The sequence below is a fragment of the Thermodesulfobacteriota bacterium genome, assembly GCA_040757775.1.
Taxonomy (GTDB): domain Bacteria; phylum Desulfobacterota; class UBA8473; order UBA8473; family UBA8473; genus UBA8473.
Window position 1 is genome coordinate 1 of sequence record JBFLWQ010000003.1, and the last position, 15,941, is coordinate 15,941.

General features: G+C 42.7%; 17 protein-coding genes and 1 pseudogene. 7 read left to right on the plus strand and 11 right to left on the minus strand.

What is annotated here, in order from left to right; all coding sequences use genetic code 11:
* Window positions 1–223: 223 nt before the first annotated feature.
* From AB1401_02580 to proC, 8 genes and pseudogenes are all read right to left on the minus strand, one after another.
* Window positions 224–438, minus strand: a pseudogene (locus AB1401_02580) (YgiT-type zinc finger protein).
* 464 nt (window positions 439–902) lie between these two features.
* Window positions 903–2,903 (minus strand): ATP-dependent helicase, encoded by a 2,001-nt coding sequence (locus AB1401_02585; protein MEW6614344.1) that lies wholly within the window; start codon window positions 2,901–2,903, stop codon window positions 903–905.
* A 121-nt stretch (window positions 2,904–3,024) separates the two neighbouring features.
* Window positions 3,025–3,651 (minus strand): HAD family hydrolase, encoded by a 627-nt coding sequence (locus tag AB1401_02590; GenBank protein MEW6614345.1) that lies wholly within the window; start codon window positions 3,649–3,651, stop codon window positions 3,025–3,027.
* A 4-nt stretch (window positions 3,652–3,655) separates the two neighbouring features.
* On the minus strand, window positions 3,656–4,369 hold the full coding sequence (locus tag AB1401_02595; protein ID MEW6614346.1) for a YggS family pyridoxal phosphate-dependent enzyme: 714 nt from the start codon (window positions 4,367–4,369) through the stop codon (window positions 3,656–3,658).
* 92 nt (window positions 4,370–4,461) lie between these two features.
* Window positions 4,462–4,671 (minus strand): DUF2283 domain-containing protein, encoded by a 210-nt coding sequence (locus tag AB1401_02600; GenBank protein MEW6614347.1) that lies wholly within the window; start codon window positions 4,669–4,671, stop codon window positions 4,462–4,464.
* Entirely contained in the window at window positions 4,658–4,921 is a 264-nt protein-coding gene (locus AB1401_02605) for a DUF4258 domain-containing protein (GenBank protein MEW6614348.1), read from the minus strand. Before AB1401_02605 ends, AB1401_02600 begins: the two co-directional genes overlap by 14 nt.
* Before the next feature lie 39 nt (window positions 4,922–4,960).
* A complete protein-coding gene (locus tag AB1401_02610; GenBank protein ID MEW6614349.1) occupies window positions 4,961–5,548 on the minus strand; it encodes a Maf family protein in 588 nt (195 codons plus the stop codon).
* The gene (gene proC, locus AB1401_02615) at window positions 5,545–6,363 is read right to left on the minus strand and encodes a pyrroline-5-carboxylate reductase (GenBank protein ID MEW6614350.1); all 819 of its coding nucleotides are present in this window, start codon (window positions 6,361–6,363) and stop codon (window positions 5,545–5,547) included. The genes AB1401_02610 and proC overlap by 4 nt, the downstream gene beginning before the upstream one ends.
* Before the next feature lie 360 nt (window positions 6,364–6,723).
* On the opposite strand from proC, the gene AB1401_02620 reads away from it, so the two are divergent.
* The 3 genes from AB1401_02620 to AB1401_02630 all read left to right on the plus strand — a co-directional run bounded on the left by AB1401_02620 (window position 6,724) and on the right by AB1401_02630 (window position 9,047).
* Window positions 6,724–7,146: a hypothetical protein gene (locus AB1401_02620; protein ID MEW6614351.1), complete on the plus strand. Its 423-nt coding sequence runs from the start codon at window positions 6,724–6,726 to the stop codon at window positions 7,144–7,146.
* A gap of 87 nt (window positions 7,147–7,233) precedes the next feature.
* Entirely contained in the window at window positions 7,234–8,007 is a 774-nt protein-coding gene (locus AB1401_02625; protein MEW6614352.1) for a hypothetical protein, read from the plus strand.
* A gap of 11 nt (window positions 8,008–8,018) precedes the next feature.
* Window positions 8,019–9,047 (plus strand): AMP-binding protein, encoded by a 1,029-nt coding sequence (locus AB1401_02630; GenBank protein ID MEW6614353.1) that lies wholly within the window; start codon window positions 8,019–8,021, stop codon window positions 9,045–9,047.
* A 36-nt stretch (window positions 9,048–9,083) separates the two neighbouring features.
* On the opposite strand, the gene AB1401_02635 is transcribed toward AB1401_02630, so the two are convergent.
* The 3 genes from AB1401_02635 to ruvX form a co-directional block, all read right to left on the minus strand.
* Complete coding sequence (locus tag AB1401_02635; GenBank protein MEW6614354.1) at window positions 9,084–9,605, minus strand: DUF6125 family protein; 522 nt, start codon at window positions 9,603–9,605, stop codon at window positions 9,084–9,086.
* Window positions 9,606–9,734: 129 nt separating this feature from the next.
* Window positions 9,735–10,760, minus strand: a complete 1,026-nt coding sequence (gene mltG, locus AB1401_02640; protein MEW6614355.1) for an endolytic transglycosylase MltG — start codon at window positions 10,758–10,760, stop codon at window positions 9,735–9,737.
* Window positions 10,761–10,766: 6 nt separating this feature from the next.
* The gene (gene ruvX, locus AB1401_02645; protein ID MEW6614356.1) at window positions 10,767–11,180 is read right to left on the minus strand and encodes a Holliday junction resolvase RuvX; all 414 of its coding nucleotides are present in this window, start codon (window positions 11,178–11,180) and stop codon (window positions 10,767–10,769) included.
* A gap of 205 nt (window positions 11,181–11,385) precedes the next feature.
* Here ruvX and AB1401_02650 point away from each other — a divergent pair, with 205 nt between their 5' ends.
* The 4 genes from AB1401_02650 (at window position 11,386) to bioA (ending at window position 15,934) form a co-directional block, all read left to right on the plus strand.
* Window positions 11,386–12,363 carry a P1 family peptidase gene (locus AB1401_02650; protein MEW6614357.1) on the plus strand — a complete coding sequence of 326 codons (978 nt, stop codon included), beginning with the start codon at window positions 11,386–11,388 and terminating at the stop codon, window positions 12,361–12,363.
* Window positions 12,308–13,354, plus strand: a complete 1,047-nt coding sequence (locus tag AB1401_02655; GenBank protein MEW6614358.1) for a biotin--[acetyl-CoA-carboxylase] ligase — start codon at window positions 12,308–12,310, stop codon at window positions 13,352–13,354. The genes AB1401_02650 and AB1401_02655 overlap by 56 nt, the downstream gene beginning before the upstream one ends.
* Window positions 13,355–13,530: 176 nt before the next feature.
* A complete protein-coding gene (gene bioB / locus AB1401_02660; protein MEW6614359.1) occupies window positions 13,531–14,517 on the plus strand; it encodes a biotin synthase BioB in 987 nt (328 codons plus the stop codon).
* 49 nt (window positions 14,518–14,566) lie between these two features.
* Complete coding sequence (gene bioA, locus AB1401_02665) at window positions 14,567–15,934, plus strand: adenosylmethionine--8-amino-7-oxononanoate transaminase (GenBank protein MEW6614360.1); 1,368 nt, start codon at window positions 14,567–14,569, stop codon at window positions 15,932–15,934.
* Window positions 15,935–15,941: the final 7 nt, after the last annotated feature.

A 15,941-nucleotide genomic window follows, 5' to 3' on the forward strand; every position in this document is an offset into this window, starting at 1 on the left:
CTAGTTATATGTCTGGGCAAAAGGTACTATAGTTACTTTTTTAGTTCTTAACCGCGAATAGGAGAAAGTTGAGGAAGTCAGTGGCATGTGGAAATCTGGAGGAGGTCTTTAATTCTGCTATGATTTTAAATCGTTAAGAGAAACCTCTACCTCTTCGCAAAATCATCATTGCAAAGCTTTTTTTCTGGACAACGGGAGGCATTATAAGTGTGTTGGGCATCGTTCATGCATATTCGTAAACAGGGGTCTCAATCACTCTGGCTGGCTTTCCCCCCCCCCCCCCTTGATCAAATCTTGGAGATGTTCCACTGTATCAGGGGAAAAGAATTGCTCTCCGGTTTCCCTGCATACACGGGCTGGCACATGCTCAATAATATAGAATTTCCCTCCGTGAGTCAAAGTGTACGTGACTTCTGTTTCAATCATTGTTTCCTTCATAATTACTCACCTAATTGGTTTTGCTGCCTGATCCTGAAGTCCACCCATAGATCCAGGTCTGGTTCATAGAGTGTTATAATCTTGATCAGTGTACGGCTGGGGTAGCTGCACTGTCTTCCCCTAATAGTGTTTTACATCATCACTATCACTACCTGAAATAGCTGTCGGCTTTTTCAAAATAACAAGATTCCTTACTTCGTTCGGAATGACAAATGAGAGAGTCAAAATGATATAGCGGGAGTTTTTTAAAGCTCTCAAACCAATCAGGGTAAAATCTGTAAAAATTTAGCAGCGTGCATGACTCGCACCCGGCCATCGAGAAAATCTTCATTTCCTTCTAATGTGAGTTGATATAGACAAGGAATATTTAACCGCTCCCCGGGATAGTTGTCGTTTAATAAGCATGATTATTTTTACCATGAGGCAAAAATAATCACAACTAAATTTGCCGATAAGCAAAATAATTACGGTACTAACGCCCATTTCTCTACATACTTTTTTAATATGTTTCCTTCGCTCAAAAACCTAGAAACCCTGGAAAATCCTGAATAAGACTGGCTAAAATAATTTCGCGGATTATATTCAATCCCTGGTTTTATCATATACAGATTCTCCTTAGCCCTGGTTGTTGCCACATAAAAAAGCCTTCTTTCTTCTTCGATATTTTCCGCACTGTCCAGAGAATAGGAGGATGGTAAGTAACCGTCAACAAGGAATATTATGAAGACTGTATGCCATTCGAGTCCTTTAGCTGAATGAATTGTAGACAAGGTTAAATTTTCTTTTTCTTTATCAATGGCACCTGCATCAATTTGACTTATTTCCAGTGGTTCCAGGGTTACATCGACTAAAAATTGCTCTAAATTATCATATCTTTCACAAATTTTTACTAATGAATAAAGGTCATTGAGCCTTTTGTTGAAATCATCATATTTATTCTCTAAGAGAGGTTTGTAGTATTCAAGAAGTATTCTTATTTGTTCTGTTGGAGGGATGTCTTTAGCGGAAATCTGTTCAAGCGTTGAAAATAACTTAGTTAAATCTTTATGGTATTTCTTCATTAAAAAGCTGTTTTCTTTTAAAAACTGCAGCCCGGTTTTATTGTCAACGATTTCAGAGGTAATATCATTTGCCGTCTTTGGACCTATCCCTTCTATCAAAAGTAATGTCCTATGCCAGCTGATAGAATCCAGGGGATTGAAAACAACCCTTAAATGGGCGATTACATCTTTAACATGGGCTGTTTCAATGAATTTAAAGCCGCCATATTTTACATAAGGGATTTTGTGGCTTGCCAATTCAATCTCTAAATCATTTGAATGCCAGGCAGCTCGAAACAGAACAGCAATATTATTTAAAGGTATACCCCCATCTCTTAATTCTGAGATTCTCTGGATTATAAATTTTGACTGGTAATTTTCATTTTGTGTCTCAATGAAAACAGGTTTTTTTTTGCCTTCTTTTCTGGTGAATAAGGTTTTAGAATATTTTTCCTTTGCATGTTGGATAATCTCGTTAGTCAGGTCAAGAACCGACTGGATGCTTCTATAGTTTTGCTCTATGGTTATGATCTTTGTGTCTGGAAATATTCTGGGGAAGTCCATAATATTCCTGAAGTTGGCTCCCCGGAAGGAATATATACTCTGGGAATCGTCTCCTACTGCCATAATATTTTGATGTTCTGAGGCAAGGAGCCGGGCTATGTTTGCCTGTAATCTGTTTGTATCCTGGTATTCATCTATCATTATAAATCTGTAAAAATTGGATAGTTTGGCTCTGATGTCATCATTTTCCTGCAGGAGGATTTTCAGGTAAATAAGCAAGTCATCATAATCCATAATGGATTTGGTTTTTTTATATCTTTTGTATTCTTCGTATATCTTTTGCAGATCATATGAATTTTCTGCGAACTGAGGGTAATCTTCTATCAGGACGTCTTCAATGGGACAGCCTTTGTTGATGGATTTGCTAATAACATTTGTAACAGCCTGTTTCCTGGGAAATCTTAATTCCTTCTTGTGAAATCCAAATTGTGCCCTTATCAGGTTAATAACATCTTCGGAGTCCCCGCGATCCAGGATAGTAAAATTATTGTTGAATCCGATAAGATTGGCATATCTTCTGAGGATGGTATTCGCAAAAGAATGGAAAGTCCCCCCTGATACCTTTCCGCATCTTTCATCCAGGATTTCAGAAGCTCTTCTCAGCATCTCATGGGAAGCTTTTCTGGTAAAGGTAAGCAGTAATATATGCTCTGGTTTTACACCCTCTTCCACCAATCTGGCTACCCTATATACCAAAGTTCTGGTTTTTCCACTGCCTGCGCCTGCAATAACCAGAATTGGCCCATCAACGACCTCTACAGCCTTAAGCTGAGCTTCGTTAAGCTCATCTTCGTATTTAATCTTAAAGGGCTTCTTTGCATCTGCCTCTGATTCTATGGTTTTTAAGGTGTATTTTTTCATGTGTTATTTCTCATTTCAAGTGGGTCAAGGGTGAGGGTAAAGTTTATATTACCTCTCACTCACTTTAAGAAAGAAGCTACTATATCTTGCTGATGGCTAAATGCTGACCGCTGAATGCTTACTATAATTCCAACTCCTCTAAATCATGTATAATGAAGTCCCCTGCCATCTTCTTCTCTCTATCAAGAAAGATGGCATTGGCACCTGCCTCCCTGGGGGCGATGTAATCATATTCCCAATGGTCGCCGATATGGAGGAACTCCGAGGGCGATATATCCAGTCTATTACAGATAGTCAGATAGCTGTCCGGGGTCTTCAACTGTTTGAAATCGGATATTACAGAAAAATCAAACTTAAAGAACTGCTTGATTGTCTTTATCTTTACATCCAGGAATTCCCTTGGCATGGCTGTAGTAAGTATCAGGGTAAACCTGTCCTCCAGCCTCTCCAGGGTAGGAATGACATCCGGAAATACCTCTATTCTGGACTCATACTTGGAAAGTATCTCTTCAAAGCTGGTTTGCAGACCGAAGTGCTCAATCCAGTGATTCATCTCGTACCAGCGCAAATCACCTTCTCCGACCTTCTCATACTCCGATATGGTATAAGCCTGAGCATCTTCAAAATTCATACCCTCTTTTTTTGCTATGAGGCAGGGAAGCTCCTCCAGCCAGATCAGGTTGTTGAACTCCATAGGAACCAGCGTACCGTCCACATCAAAGGATACTACCTCTATTTTCTCTTTCATCGGCTTACTCTCTTTCTCCGAATATTGCCGTTCCTATCCTGACTATGGTTGCCCCCTCTTCAATGGCTATCTCAAAATCACTGGACATCCCCATAGAGAGCTCCCTCATGGAGATATTTTCAAGTCCTTCTCGCTCAATCTCCTCTTTTAATTCCCTCAATGATTTAAAGTAAGAACGGGCGTCTTCCGGATCATCGAAGTAGGGGGGCATTGTCATCAGACCTTCTACCTTTATGTTTGTTAAGTTGGCGATTTCTGAGACAAGGGAGATAGCTCTATCTCTTTCTATGCCCGATTTTGTAGTCTCATGGGAGATGTTTACCTGAATCAAGACACTGACTCTCTTCCCGGATTGTTTTGCCCTTTTATCAATCTCTTCTGCCAAAACTTTCCTGTCCACTGAATGGAACATGTCGAACATGCTAACTGCCTGTTTTACCTTATTGGTCTGGAGATGACCAATCATGTGCCAGAATAAGGGCACGACGCGCCGTGCCCCTACCTGATGGCCTATCTCTTCAATCTTTTCCTTCGCCTCCTGCACGTAACTCTCACCTAAAATGGTTGCCCCTGCTGATATAGCCTCCCTGATCTCTTCAACCTCTATCGTTTTCGAAACAACTACAAGTTTAACCTCCCCAGGGTCTCTGCCAGCCTTAAGAGCAGCCTTTTCAATCCTTTCTTTTACCGATAATAAGTTGTCAGCGATTTTCGACATCTGGTAATCCTGAGAAAGAATGTTGGTAGTGTCTTTTATTACATGTTAGCCGTCTGTTGCAGGCAGTTTTAAAAGAACCATCCTATTTTTCTCTAAGGAATCGCTACTTCTTTTTCTTTAACAACACTGGAAAGAGAGTCAAGAACGAAATCCTTTGCATTGAGTATTTCAAGAAGAACAGGCTCACCGTCTTTTGAAAAATGGATAATCATCTGCCCTTCTTCCTCTGCGTAATCTATCTGCTTATCTGAAAGCTCGATAAGAAGGGCATCAACATCCTTGCTGTATCTAATCTTTCTCATACCTTGACCTCCTTCCGGGATAAACGGTTACAATATAATATCCCTCTGTTCCTGTTTCATAGACAACCCTAACTACATGAGAATCATCTATACCTTTTTGGGCGACCAATCTTCCCTCGTAACCTTCTTCTATTTTATCAGGAAATCTGATAATATCTTCAACCATTTCTTTTGAGATATCAAAACCATGTGCCTTTAAAATCTCAATTTTTAACAGAGAATGTAAGCTAAACTCTATCTTTTTGGACATTATAACCCTTTTCCATAAACATTCATGTTGAACAAAGCCTTACCCCCCACCCACTCTTTGCAAAGCCTCCACCACTTCACATATTGGAAGACCAATCACATTGGTATACGAACCTTTTATCTCCCTGATCATAAAAGAACCCTTTCCCTGAATCGCATAACCTCCAGCCTTATCAAACGGCTCCCTGGTCTTAATATATCTCTGGATTTCCTCTTCGGTAAGCTCCTTAAACGTTACGGTTGTTTCCACAGACTCCTTGACTGATTCTCCATTACCTGTGTTAAGGATACAGAAACCTGTTATTACACGGTGGTCTTTACCGCTGAGTTTTAAGAGCATTTGACAGGCATCCTGTTCTCTGGCAGGTTTCCCTAAAATTTCCCCATCCACCAAAACAATAGTATCAGCTGCTATTACACATGAGTCTTCTGAGAGGGGTATGGCGAACTGTGCCCCTACTAAGGCTTTCTCTTCAGCCAGGCGAAGTACATGTTCTACTGGATTCTCTCCGTCTTTGATCTTCTCCTCCACTTCGCTGGGAATAACCTCAAACCGCAGCCCAATCTGCTCCAGTAACTCCTTCCGTCTTGGTGAAGATGAAGCAAGAAACAGTTTCATAATCTTCAGAATAGCTCCCCCAGTTCCTTTGAGCGATTGGTGGCAGCCTCAACGGCATCTATTATGACTGCTCTCAGTCTGCCTGCCTCCATGACGTGGAGACCTGTAATGGTTGTACCTCCGGGCGATGTAACCCTGTCTCTCAGTTGAGAAGGAGTTTCTCCGGTTTCGAATATCATCTTTGCCGAGCCGAAGACTGTCTGTACAGCCAGAGTTTTGGCAGTATCCCGATTCAGGCCAACCTTCACTCCTGCATCTATAAGGGCATCAATAATTAAGAAAACATAAGCAGGACCGCTCCCGCTAAGCCCTGTTACCGCATCCATGTATCTCTCTTCAACTACTACTGTCTTACCAACGGCATCAAATATATTCCTGGCAATATCCAAATCCTCTTTGGTAGCTTTCGATCCGGGAGAGACGGCTGTAACCCCTTCTCCGACCAATGCCGGTGTATTTGGCATAACTCTGACTATCCGGCTGTTGTTTTTGAAATTGCTCTCAATATACTTTAATGTAACACCAGCAGCAATGGATATTACAAGTTTAGAAATATCAACAGCCTTGGCAATCTCCTTTAGAACAAACCCTATAGTCTGGGGTTTTATTGCTAAAACAATAACTTCCGCCTGAGATATAAGCTCAAGGTTACTTGGGGTAGTTATGATCCCAAAGGAATTGCTGAATAATCTCCTTCTGTCCTCCGATACATCTGATGATACTATGTTCTTCGGAGAAACTACCCCTGCCCTTATAATCCCTTTAATAATTGCCTCTGCCATATTGCCTGATCCAATAAATCCGATTTTTTTATCATCAAGCATCTTTCTCCCCTTCTATTTACTTATTTTGAGGGCTTTTAAAAAATATCCCTTTTTGCTTCAGCGTTCATTTAATGAATCTAAGCCATTTTCATAATAAAGTCAATCTATTATACCTACCGTTCTTATCAATCACCATCGGTTTTTCTACCTTGTTTATGGTTATTCAAATTTAGGGTAACTACATACTTGACATACCTTATAAAACAGACTAGTATTATTTTCCAGGGTATAAGCATTATTCCATTACTGCCCGGGAGGTTAACCCTCTGAGAAAATGGGTAATACAACTGTACCTCAGGAGAGTGAAGCGTTTAAACAGGGGGTTTTCTTTCCTGAAAAGAAAGGAAGGGAGGTTGGATCATGGCAAAAGAAAGGAAATTCTGGGATGAAGGGGTAGAGACTCTGCCTCTGGATAAGCTGAAGAAACTCCAGCTGGACAGGCTTCAGGAGATGGCTACACGAGCTTATGAAAAGACGCCTTTCTATAGAAAGAAGTTTGATAAAGCAGGGGTAAAACCTTCGGACATCGCAACGCTGGAAGACATTCGCAAACTCCCCATAACTGAAGATGCTGACACTCGGGGAAAACCGATTATTGACAGGCTGGCTGTCCCTGAAGAAGAGGTCAAAGTCTTCAGCTCTACAACAGGTACCACTACAGGTATCCCCGAACCTCTGGCTTTTAACAAACATGACATTAACACTTTCTTTGATGGAGAAGCAAGGGGAAAATGGGCAATAGGGGTCAGACCGGATGATGTTGTCCAGATCATGACCAGGTGAGACACCTGTAGCTTCAGCTACAGACTGTTCGGGGCAACAGTCATAATGCCAGCTATCCTTCGCTACAAACTAGACCAGGAGATAAACTTGGCTATAAAAGTCGGAGCCACAGTTATTGAATACATGCCCAGTTTCATGCTGGCGTACTTCGAGCGAGCCCGAGAAATAGGCATTGACATAAGACAGACGAAGTTGCGGATTGCAATAGGAATCGGTGAACCCTGGTCTGAAGCCAACAAGAAAAATTTCTTAGCCCAATATGGAATGCCCTATTTTTCATGGTGGGGATCTATGGATTTAGGCATAATGGGTGCTGATTGTGAAGCCCGAAGCGGAATGCACCTTTTCGCAGACCGCTATATTATTGAGGTTGTTGATCCAGAAACGGGGAAAGCTCTTCCGGACGGGGAGGAAGGAGAATTCATCATTACCGCCCTGTCCAATCAGACGATGCCCCTCATCAGATACAGACCTGGAGATGTAGGAAGGATGTTTCCCTATGAACCCTGCTCATGCGGTCGAACCCTGCCGAGGATGAGCTCTGTCAGAGGGAGAGTTTCTCACTTAATTAACATCCGGGGCAAAAAGATTCTGCCACTTGATGTTGAGGAGGTAGTTGCAAGTATCGACGGTCTGGCAGGCGATTATATGGTGGACGTATACAAACCTGGAGAAATGGAAAAACTAAAGGTGAAGATAGAATATAAACCAGATGTACAAAACCTGAAGACCCTTAAGGATAAGGTGCATGAAGCGTTTCAGCGTAATTACGGCTTAGACAGCGATGTAGAACTGGTTCTAAAAGGGTCCCTTAGCACCGGCTTCGCATTTAAGACAGCCCGCATAACCAAAACGTATTAGGAGGAAACCACATGGAAGATAAAAGAAAATACTGGGATCCTGAAAAAGAGACAATGCCCTTGGATAAGCTCCAGGAACTTCAGGGGCAAAGGCTCCGGGTGTTGACAACACTTGCTTATGAAAAGACATCACTCTACCGTCGAAAATTCGATGAAGCAGGTATAAAACCATCAGATATAAAGACAGTTGAGGATATCAGGAATCTCCCATTAACTGACGATGTAGAGGACATCCGAAACAGACCGCTCTCAGACAGACTGACCGTCCTGCCAGGGGAGATAGAAAGATTCAATTCCACCTCCGGCACCACGACGGGTATGCCTGAGCCCATACCATTCAATAAGAAAGACACAGATACCCTTATAGACGCTGAGGCACAGGGAAGATGGACGGTAGGAGTAAGGCGTAATGATACAGCTCAGATCCTGACCAATTATGACATTTCTGAAATGGGCTATGACAGGTTAGGTGCAACATTTCTCCTTCTCAGCGCAGGAAGATTTATGCTGGACAAGCAGATAATGATAAGCAAGACGGCCGGGGTAACGGTTTTAGAGCATTTCCCAAGCCAGCTGAAGAGGTTTGCGTCCCAGGCACAGGAAATGGGAATCAATGTAAGAGACCTTCATTTAAGGATGATTATAGGTGTGGGAGAACCTCTTCCGGATTCCGAGAAAATTCAACTGGAGGAACTCTTTGGTGCACCTGTAATGACCTTGTGGCATATGATGGAATCAGGACCCATCGCTGCAGAGTGTGAAGCAAGGAAAGGATTGCATATCTTTTCCCATCGGTCAATCCTTGAGGTTGTTGACCCTGAAAACGGAGAGGCACTTCCCTATGGTGAAGAGGGAGAATTGATTGTAACCCCCCTGCTATATGAAACGATGCCGCTAATCAGATACAGGACAGGTGATGTAGCAAAAATACTGCCCTATGAACCCTGTTCTTGTGGCCGCACACTGCCAAGGATGAGCCTTGTCAAAGGAAGGGTATCACAAATAACAGGCAGAAAGGGTAAAAAACGCGGGAGGCTATAAAATTCCGGACATTACGTCCTTTATCACCTGATATATTTACATATCTTCTTCCAGGGCGAATTCCCACTTACAACTGACATCCTCAGGAGACTTTCTGGGAGGGCCATCCAGGAACCTTACCTTTACCCTGGGGTCAATACTCTCGGCGTATTTCTGGAAAACTATAGTTCCCACCGGTTCACATGTGAATTCTTTTCTCCCTGCCCTTTCCATTGCCTCAAGGGAAGGACACTTGTAAAGGGCAAAGACCCCTCTTTTCTCCGATACTTCCTCTATCTTCTGTTCCATACAGGGGACAAAGGCAGACTGTTTTAAGGTCTCAATAATCCCCGGAATACCTTCCTCTTTTATCCCAAGGGTCTTTCTCAACAACCTTGCTTCATAAGGAAAGTATCCTTCCCATGCCTTCGTATCCATCTCGAGGGCCGCCTCATAGCCAAACTTCTTTTCCACTTCAAGAAACCAGAATCCGTCAAGGGCAAGAAATAATCTTGCATATACCTTTATCAGGTTTATCAGTTCCTCCTTAGAAAGCCTGGCGAGATCCATTTCCTTCATAATACTAACCTCCTTGTGTATTTTAGAATACTTACCTATCTGTAATTCTTAAGCCTCAAGCATTCCCCCCGAATCCTTGAATCCTTGACTCCTCATGATTTCACCAACTTTTTTGGAGATGATCCATGTTTATTGGTCAGACCCAGTCTCCTCCACGTTATCTTTTCCACTTTGATATTTCCAAACCGCCACGTTATGTTCTCGCAGGCTGCTAGAAAAGCAGTGAGTACCATCATTCTTTGAAACAAAATAGAGATAACCTACTTTAGCAGGGAAAAGAGCGGCTCTTATAGAGTCCTCTCCTGGGTTAGCAATCGGACCTGGAGGAAGCTTGTAATGTAAGTAGGTGTTGTAAGGGCTCCTTCTTTTGAGATGCCTTTTAGTTATATTGCCATCGAAATTGGCAATACCATAGATAACAGTTGGATCACTTTGCAGTTTGATACCCTTCTTAAGCCTGTTATGGAATACAGCCGAGATTAAAGGGCGCTCCGATGGTTTTCCAGTCTCCTTTTCAATAATAGAGGCAAGGGTAACAACTTTTTTCATTGTAAACCCCAACTGTTTTGCTCTTCCATCGTATCTACTGGTATAAACCCTTTTAAACCGGCTTACCATCATTTTCAATATATTGCTTTCGCCTATATATCGGGGCATACTGTAGGTATCCGGGAACAAATAACCCTCTAGGCTATCCCCCTCGATTCCCAAAGATGATATAAAAGAGGGGTCAAAACACTTTTCAAGAAAACTTTCACTATTGGCGAGTTCGAGACTGTCCAGTAAATCTGCTACCTGATATATATTATACCCCTCCGGTATTGTAACAAAATGCTCAACTACCTTTCCTTTAACCAATATATCCAATATCTCTAAAGGCACCATGGCTGTATTCAGGGAATACTCTCCCGGTTTAATCCTCTTAGCTGCCTGATGGAATCTAACTAATAAGGAAAACCCCCTTATATCTTTAATAATCCCTTCCTGTTTCAGAAGCTCAGCCGCTTCAGTGAAAGTGGCTCCTGGATGAATATAGACCACTTTATAGATCTTTGTATAGCTGGCAGGAGTAGCAAGATACAGAAAGATACTCAGTGCCACTAATAGTCCCAGGACAATCAACAACATCAGGATATAAGAAATAGCTCTCTTCATTTTAGCTTACCCTGTCCTGCTGTCTAAGTATCCCTGCAAAATGAATACTGCTGCCATTTTATTGATAACCTTCTTCCTCTTCTTACGACTGATATCCGCCTCTAACAAAAACCTGTTGGCAGCTACTGTAGAGAGCCGTTCGTCCCACGCAATTACAGGGATATTCAGAATCTTTTTAATGGTCTCTACCAGGGCTAGCACCTCTTCTGCCTGCTTACCTATGGTACCATCCATATTTTTAGGCAGCCCCACTACTATCTCTAAAGGATTATATTGGTCCATCAGCTTCCTGAGTTCTTCAAGGTCGCTATCCAGATTCTTACGCGTTATAGTCGTAACCCCTTGAGCGGTCCATCCCATATCATCGCTCACTGCCACACCAATGGTCTTACTCCCCACATCCAGACCCATTATCCTCATGTATCCTTCTCCAAGATTTTAGAATCAGACAGGTAAAAACCGGGCAAATTTATTGATTATGATATAATATACGCAACCTGGAAGTCAAGGAATTTGGACGTTTTTGTTCTTGACTAACTTATATATCTCAAGTAAATTAGCTAAGTCAACTACCATCGGCTAAAACCGATGATTTGAGGATTCAAGGATAATAAAAGGTCATTTCATGTTTAATGCGATAACGGATGTAGAAGGGATCAGGGTAGGACATGCCAGCGACTTTGAAGGTCTTACAGGGTGTACCGTAATCCTCTGTGAAGACGGGGCAACCGGCGGGATCGACATCAGAGGATCAGCGGCAGGAACACGCCAGACAGATTCCCTCCAGTCACAGCATCTCCTTGAAGAGGTCTATGCTATTCTCTTAGCTGGTGGGAGTGCCTTTGGCCTCGATGCTGCCGGAGGAGTAATGAAATATCTGGAAGAAAAGGGAAAGGGGTTTCCCACCTCTGCCACAAAAGTCCCTATCGTACCAACCGCAATAATCTATGACCTTTCCTTCGGAAGCTACAAGGTCCGACCCAATAAGGAGATGGGCTATAAAGCCTGTAAGGCTGCAACATCTGGAAAAGTCAAGGAGGGAAGCATTGGAGTGGGTACAGGAGCTACTGTTGGCAAGCTCTTTGGTATCGAGAGGGCAATGAAGGGAGGGTTTGGCACAGCCTCCAAAAAACTCTCAAATGGCCTGATTGTAGGAGCGGCTGTTGCAGTAAACGCATTCGGTGATGTAGTAAACAACGAGATTAGAGAAATAATTGCTGGTGCCAGGGATTCCGAGGATGGGCATTCGCTTATAAACTCTTTTGAACATATGAAGAAAGGGATAACGGGCAAAGAGGAATTCTTTCAGAATACAACCCTTGGGGTTGTGGCTACCAACGCCCTTTTAACTAAAATGCAGGCAATCAAGGTTGCCCAGATGGCACACACGGGGTTTGCCAAAACAATATCCCCAATACATCTGTCGTCTGATGGAGATCTGGTCATCACCCTTTCAACACGTAAATTAAAGGCAGAGATTAATACCATTGGACTTCTGGCTGAAGAGGCTATAATCGAAGCGGTCAAAAGAGCAGTCATTGCCGCTGATGGTTTCGGGATTGTACCGGCTTATAAGGATATTGTTAAGAATCACATCCCTTGAAATGATGTCTTTTGTAAACAACACTAAAGAAGTACTACGATTACTCAAAGATGCCGAAGGATACATATCCGGCGAGAGAGTCGCCCGGGGATTAAACATCTCAAGGGCAGCTGTCTGGAAACAGATATGTAAACTTCGGAAAGAGGGGTTTTGTATTGATGCCCAATCCAGATTAGGTTATCACCTGGTTATCCCCCCTGATAAGCTGATCCCCCTGGAAATCAAAGATGGCATTAAGACATCCTTCGTTGGACAGGAGATATTCTATTATCCAAAGACAGAATCAACAAATTTAATCGCCAAAAACCTGGCAATAAATGAAGCCAAAGAGGGAACTGTTGTCACAGCGGAGGAGCAGACTAAGGGGAGAGGCAGACTTGATAGAAGCTGGTTATCCCCTGCGTATAAAAATATTCTTATGTCTATAATCTTTCGTCCGGATGTTCGACCTTCGCAGGTATTCTCATTAACAATGCTTACCTCCCTGGCTGTAGTCAAGGCAATTAAAGCCATTACTACACTAAACGCTCTCATAAAATGGCCCAATGATATATACATAGGTGGTAAGAAAATAGGGGGGATTCTGACAGAGTTTAGCGCTGAACATGACCGGGTAAACTTTGTAATTGTGGGAGTAGGGTTAAACGTGAATTTTGATCCTTCAATTTATCCGGAAATTAAGGATACTGCTACGAGCCTTTCAAAGGCATTGGGAAAAGAAATCTCCAGAGTAGTACTGCTCCGATCTATTCTAGAAGAGACAGAGAAAGGCTACAATTTACTTAAGAAAGGCAAGGTTACTCAAATCCGTAATGAATGGAATGCACACTCTTTAATAACCGGAAAACCTGTAAGGATAGCCTCTTTCGGTATCACAGAAGAGGGGGTTGCTGAATCCGTGGATGAAGATGGTTGTCTTATTCTTCTGGATTATAAAGGTAAAAGAAAGAGGATTTTCAGTGGAGATGTATCCTTAAAGATTGACCGATAATTTTTTTTGGTCTATTTGTAAACCATATAATTGGTAATGGTTGACATTAAACTGAAATCCCCCTTTTTTTATGAGATTGCTTCATCCGCCTCTGGTGGATTCGCAATGACGTCTACAGATAAGTAGCCGTTTGAATACAACTTGGTATAACACATATTTACTAAGGAGATCTCAAAGTGTTAAAATTCCTTTATGGATTAACGGATAGGGTTTTAGGAGGCGGAGAGGTTACCTTTGAAGAGGCATCTCGCCTTATGGAGATCACAAAACAGAGAGATATAGTTTCTTTGATCAATTTCGCCAATATCATACGGGAAGAACTCAAAGGTCCCGTTATTGACCTTTGTGCTATTATAAATGCGAAATCGGGCAGGTGCAGCGAAGACTGTGCCTTCTGTTCCCAGTCGGCTCATTACCCCACTGATATTGAAAGATACCCTCTGGTAACTGAGGAGAAAATTGTAGAAAGTGCAAAAGAAGCCTCTAACATTGGGGCGAACAGGTTTGGCATAGTTGTAAGCGGAGAAAATGTCAAGGACCCTGGAGAATTGAAGTCTATATGCACAGCAATCGAGGATATGTCCTCCACGGTAGCCATAGGAAGATGCGCCTCATTGGGAACGCTTACAAGAGAAACTGCCCGTGACTTGAAGAAAGCGGGTTTGGAGCGCTATCACCATAATCTGGAAACATCAGAGAGCTTCTTCCCAGAGATATGCACAACCCACTCATATCAGGAAAGAGTAAACACAGTCAAGATAGCAAAGGAACAGGGGTTCAAGGTTTGTTGTGGTGGAATACTTGGTATTGGAGAGACTCCGGTGCAGAGAGTGGAATTCGCCTTTGCCCTGAAAGAATTGGAAGTGGATTCCATACCCCTTAACTTTTTAAATCCCATATCCGGGACACCATTAGAAAATGCTCCTCCTATTCCCCCAATGGAGTTATTGAAGATTATAGCAATATTCCGATTTATTCATCCCATAAAGGATATAAGGATATGTGGTGGAAGGCAAAGAAATCTGAGAGGTATTCAGCCCCTGATGTATCTGGCAGGTGCAAATGCATCCATGATAGGAAATTATCTGACTACCCCCGGCAGTAATCCCAAGGAGGATTTACAATTGATAGAGGATTTGATGCTGGTACCCCAGCCCCAGTAAGGGCACGGCGCCGCCATGCACCTACTAAAAGAACATACAGGAGACATAAATGGCTATCGAGAGTAAGCATCTTCAACTTGAACTGGATGATAAAAGGTATATATGGCATCCATTTACCCAGATGAAGGATTACATTCAGGAAAAACCCCTTATTATAGAAAAAGGAAAGGGCTCATTCCTATGGGACATATATGGGAATAAATACCTGGACGGCATATCATCTCTGTGGGTCACGGTACACGGACATTGTCGGGAAGAGATAACTCAGGCAATAACAGAACAGGTAAAAAAGGTCTCCCATACCACCCTTCTCGGCTTGTCCCATCCCCCTGCAATAGAGCTTGCCAGAAGGCTTGCAGAGATAACACCGAAGGGTCTCAATAAGGTGTTTTACTCTGACAGTGGTGCTACTGCAGTAGAGATAGCCTTGAAGATGGCGTTTCAATATTGGCTGCAAAAGCCCAACGGGTCCTCCGAGAAAAAAAAGTTTATCTCGTTAAAGAATGCTTACCATGGTGACACCATAGGCGCTGTAAGTGTGGGGGGGATTGAGTTGTTTCACAAAACCTATCAGCCCCTGCTCTTTGATTCCCTGAAGGGAGAGTCTCCATACTGTTATCGTTGCAGTCTTAAGAAGACCTATCCTTCCTGTGCCCTTGAATGTCTGACCCAGTTGGAAGGCATCATGAAACAACACCACCATGATACATCTGCCATGATTGTTGAACCCATGGTTCAGGGTGCAGCGGGGATGGTGGTTTTTCCTCCGGGTTATCTCAAGGGGGTAAGAGAACTCTGCACAAGATACAATATCCTTATGATTGCCGATGAAGTTGCCGTGGGTTTTGGCAGGACCGGCAAGATGTTCGCATGCGAGCACGAGAACGTAGCACCGGATATTCTCACATTGGGTAAAGGGATTACCGGCGGTTACCTTCCTCTGGCAGCCACTATTACAAGCGATGAGATATTTAATGCCTTTTTAGGAGAATACGATGAGTTTAAGACCTTCTTCCACGGTCATACCTACACAGGAAATCCCGTAGCATGTGCTGCTGCACTGGCAAGCCTGGATGTCTTTGAGAAGGATAGGAGTATTATTGAGCTTCAGGAAAAGATTGAGTTTATGGAGAAGGGGCTTAATAGGTTTTGGGATCTGGAACATGTGGGAGATGTGAGGCAAAAGGGATTTATGGCGGGAATAGAACTGGTTTCAAACAGGGATTCAAAAGAACCTTTCCCATCACAAAATAAGACAGGTATAAAGGTTATAATGGAGGCGAGAAGAAGGGGCGTAATATTGAGACCCCTGGGTGATATAATAGTCATCATGCCCCCTTTGAGTGTTACACTGCAAGAATTGGATGAGTTGCTCAAGGTAACTTTTGATTCTATTAGAATTGTAACAGAAAAGTAAACATTCA

What these genes read in the sequence shown, in the direction of transcription:
- AB1401_02585 (MEW6614344.1), bottom strand. Translation starts at nt 2,903, where the DNA reads ATGAAAAAATACACCTTAAAAACCATAGAATCAGAGGCAGATGCAAAG.
- AB1401_02590 (MEW6614345.1), bottom strand. Translation starts at nt 3,651, where the DNA reads ATGAAAGAGAAAATAGAGGTAGTATCCTTTGATGTGGACGGTACGCTG.
- AB1401_02595 (MEW6614346.1), bottom strand. Translation starts at nt 4,369, where the DNA reads ATGTCGAAAATCGCTGACAACTTATTATCGGTAAAAGAAAGGATTGAA.
- AB1401_02600 (MEW6614347.1), bottom strand. Translation starts at nt 4,671, where the DNA reads ATGAGAAAGATTAGATACAGCAAGGATGTTGATGCCCTTCTTATCGAG.
- AB1401_02605 (MEW6614348.1), bottom strand. Translation starts at nt 4,921, where the DNA reads ATGTCCAAAAAGATAGAGTTTAGCTTACATTCTCTGTTAAAAATTGAG.
- proC (MEW6614350.1), bottom strand. Translation starts at nt 6,363, where the DNA reads ATGCTTGATGATAAAAAAATCGGATTTATTGGATCAGGCAATATGGCA.
- AB1401_02620 (MEW6614351.1), top strand. Translation starts at nt 6,724, where the DNA reads ATGGCAAAAGAAAGGAAATTCTGGGATGAAGGGGTAGAGACTCTGCCT.
- AB1401_02630 (MEW6614353.1), top strand. Translation starts at nt 8,019, where the DNA reads ATGGAAGATAAAAGAAAATACTGGGATCCTGAAAAAGAGACAATGCCC.
- AB1401_02635 (MEW6614354.1), bottom strand. Translation starts at nt 9,605, where the DNA reads ATGAAGGAAATGGATCTCGCCAGGCTTTCTAAGGAGGAACTGATAAAC.
- mltG (MEW6614355.1), bottom strand. Translation starts at nt 10,760, where the DNA reads ATGAAGAGAGCTATTTCTTATATCCTGATGTTGTTGATTGTCCTGGGA.
- ruvX (MEW6614356.1), bottom strand. Translation starts at nt 11,180, where the DNA reads ATGAGGATAATGGGTCTGGATGTGGGGAGTAAGACCATTGGTGTGGCA.
- AB1401_02650 (MEW6614357.1), top strand. Translation starts at nt 11,386, where the DNA reads ATGTTTAATGCGATAACGGATGTAGAAGGGATCAGGGTAGGACATGCC.
- AB1401_02655 (MEW6614358.1), top strand. Translation starts at nt 12,308, where the DNA reads ATGGTTTCGGGATTGTACCGGCTTATAAGGATATTGTTAAGAATCACA.
- bioA (MEW6614360.1), top strand. Translation starts at nt 14,567, where the DNA reads ATGGCTATCGAGAGTAAGCATCTTCAACTTGAACTGGATGATAAAAGG.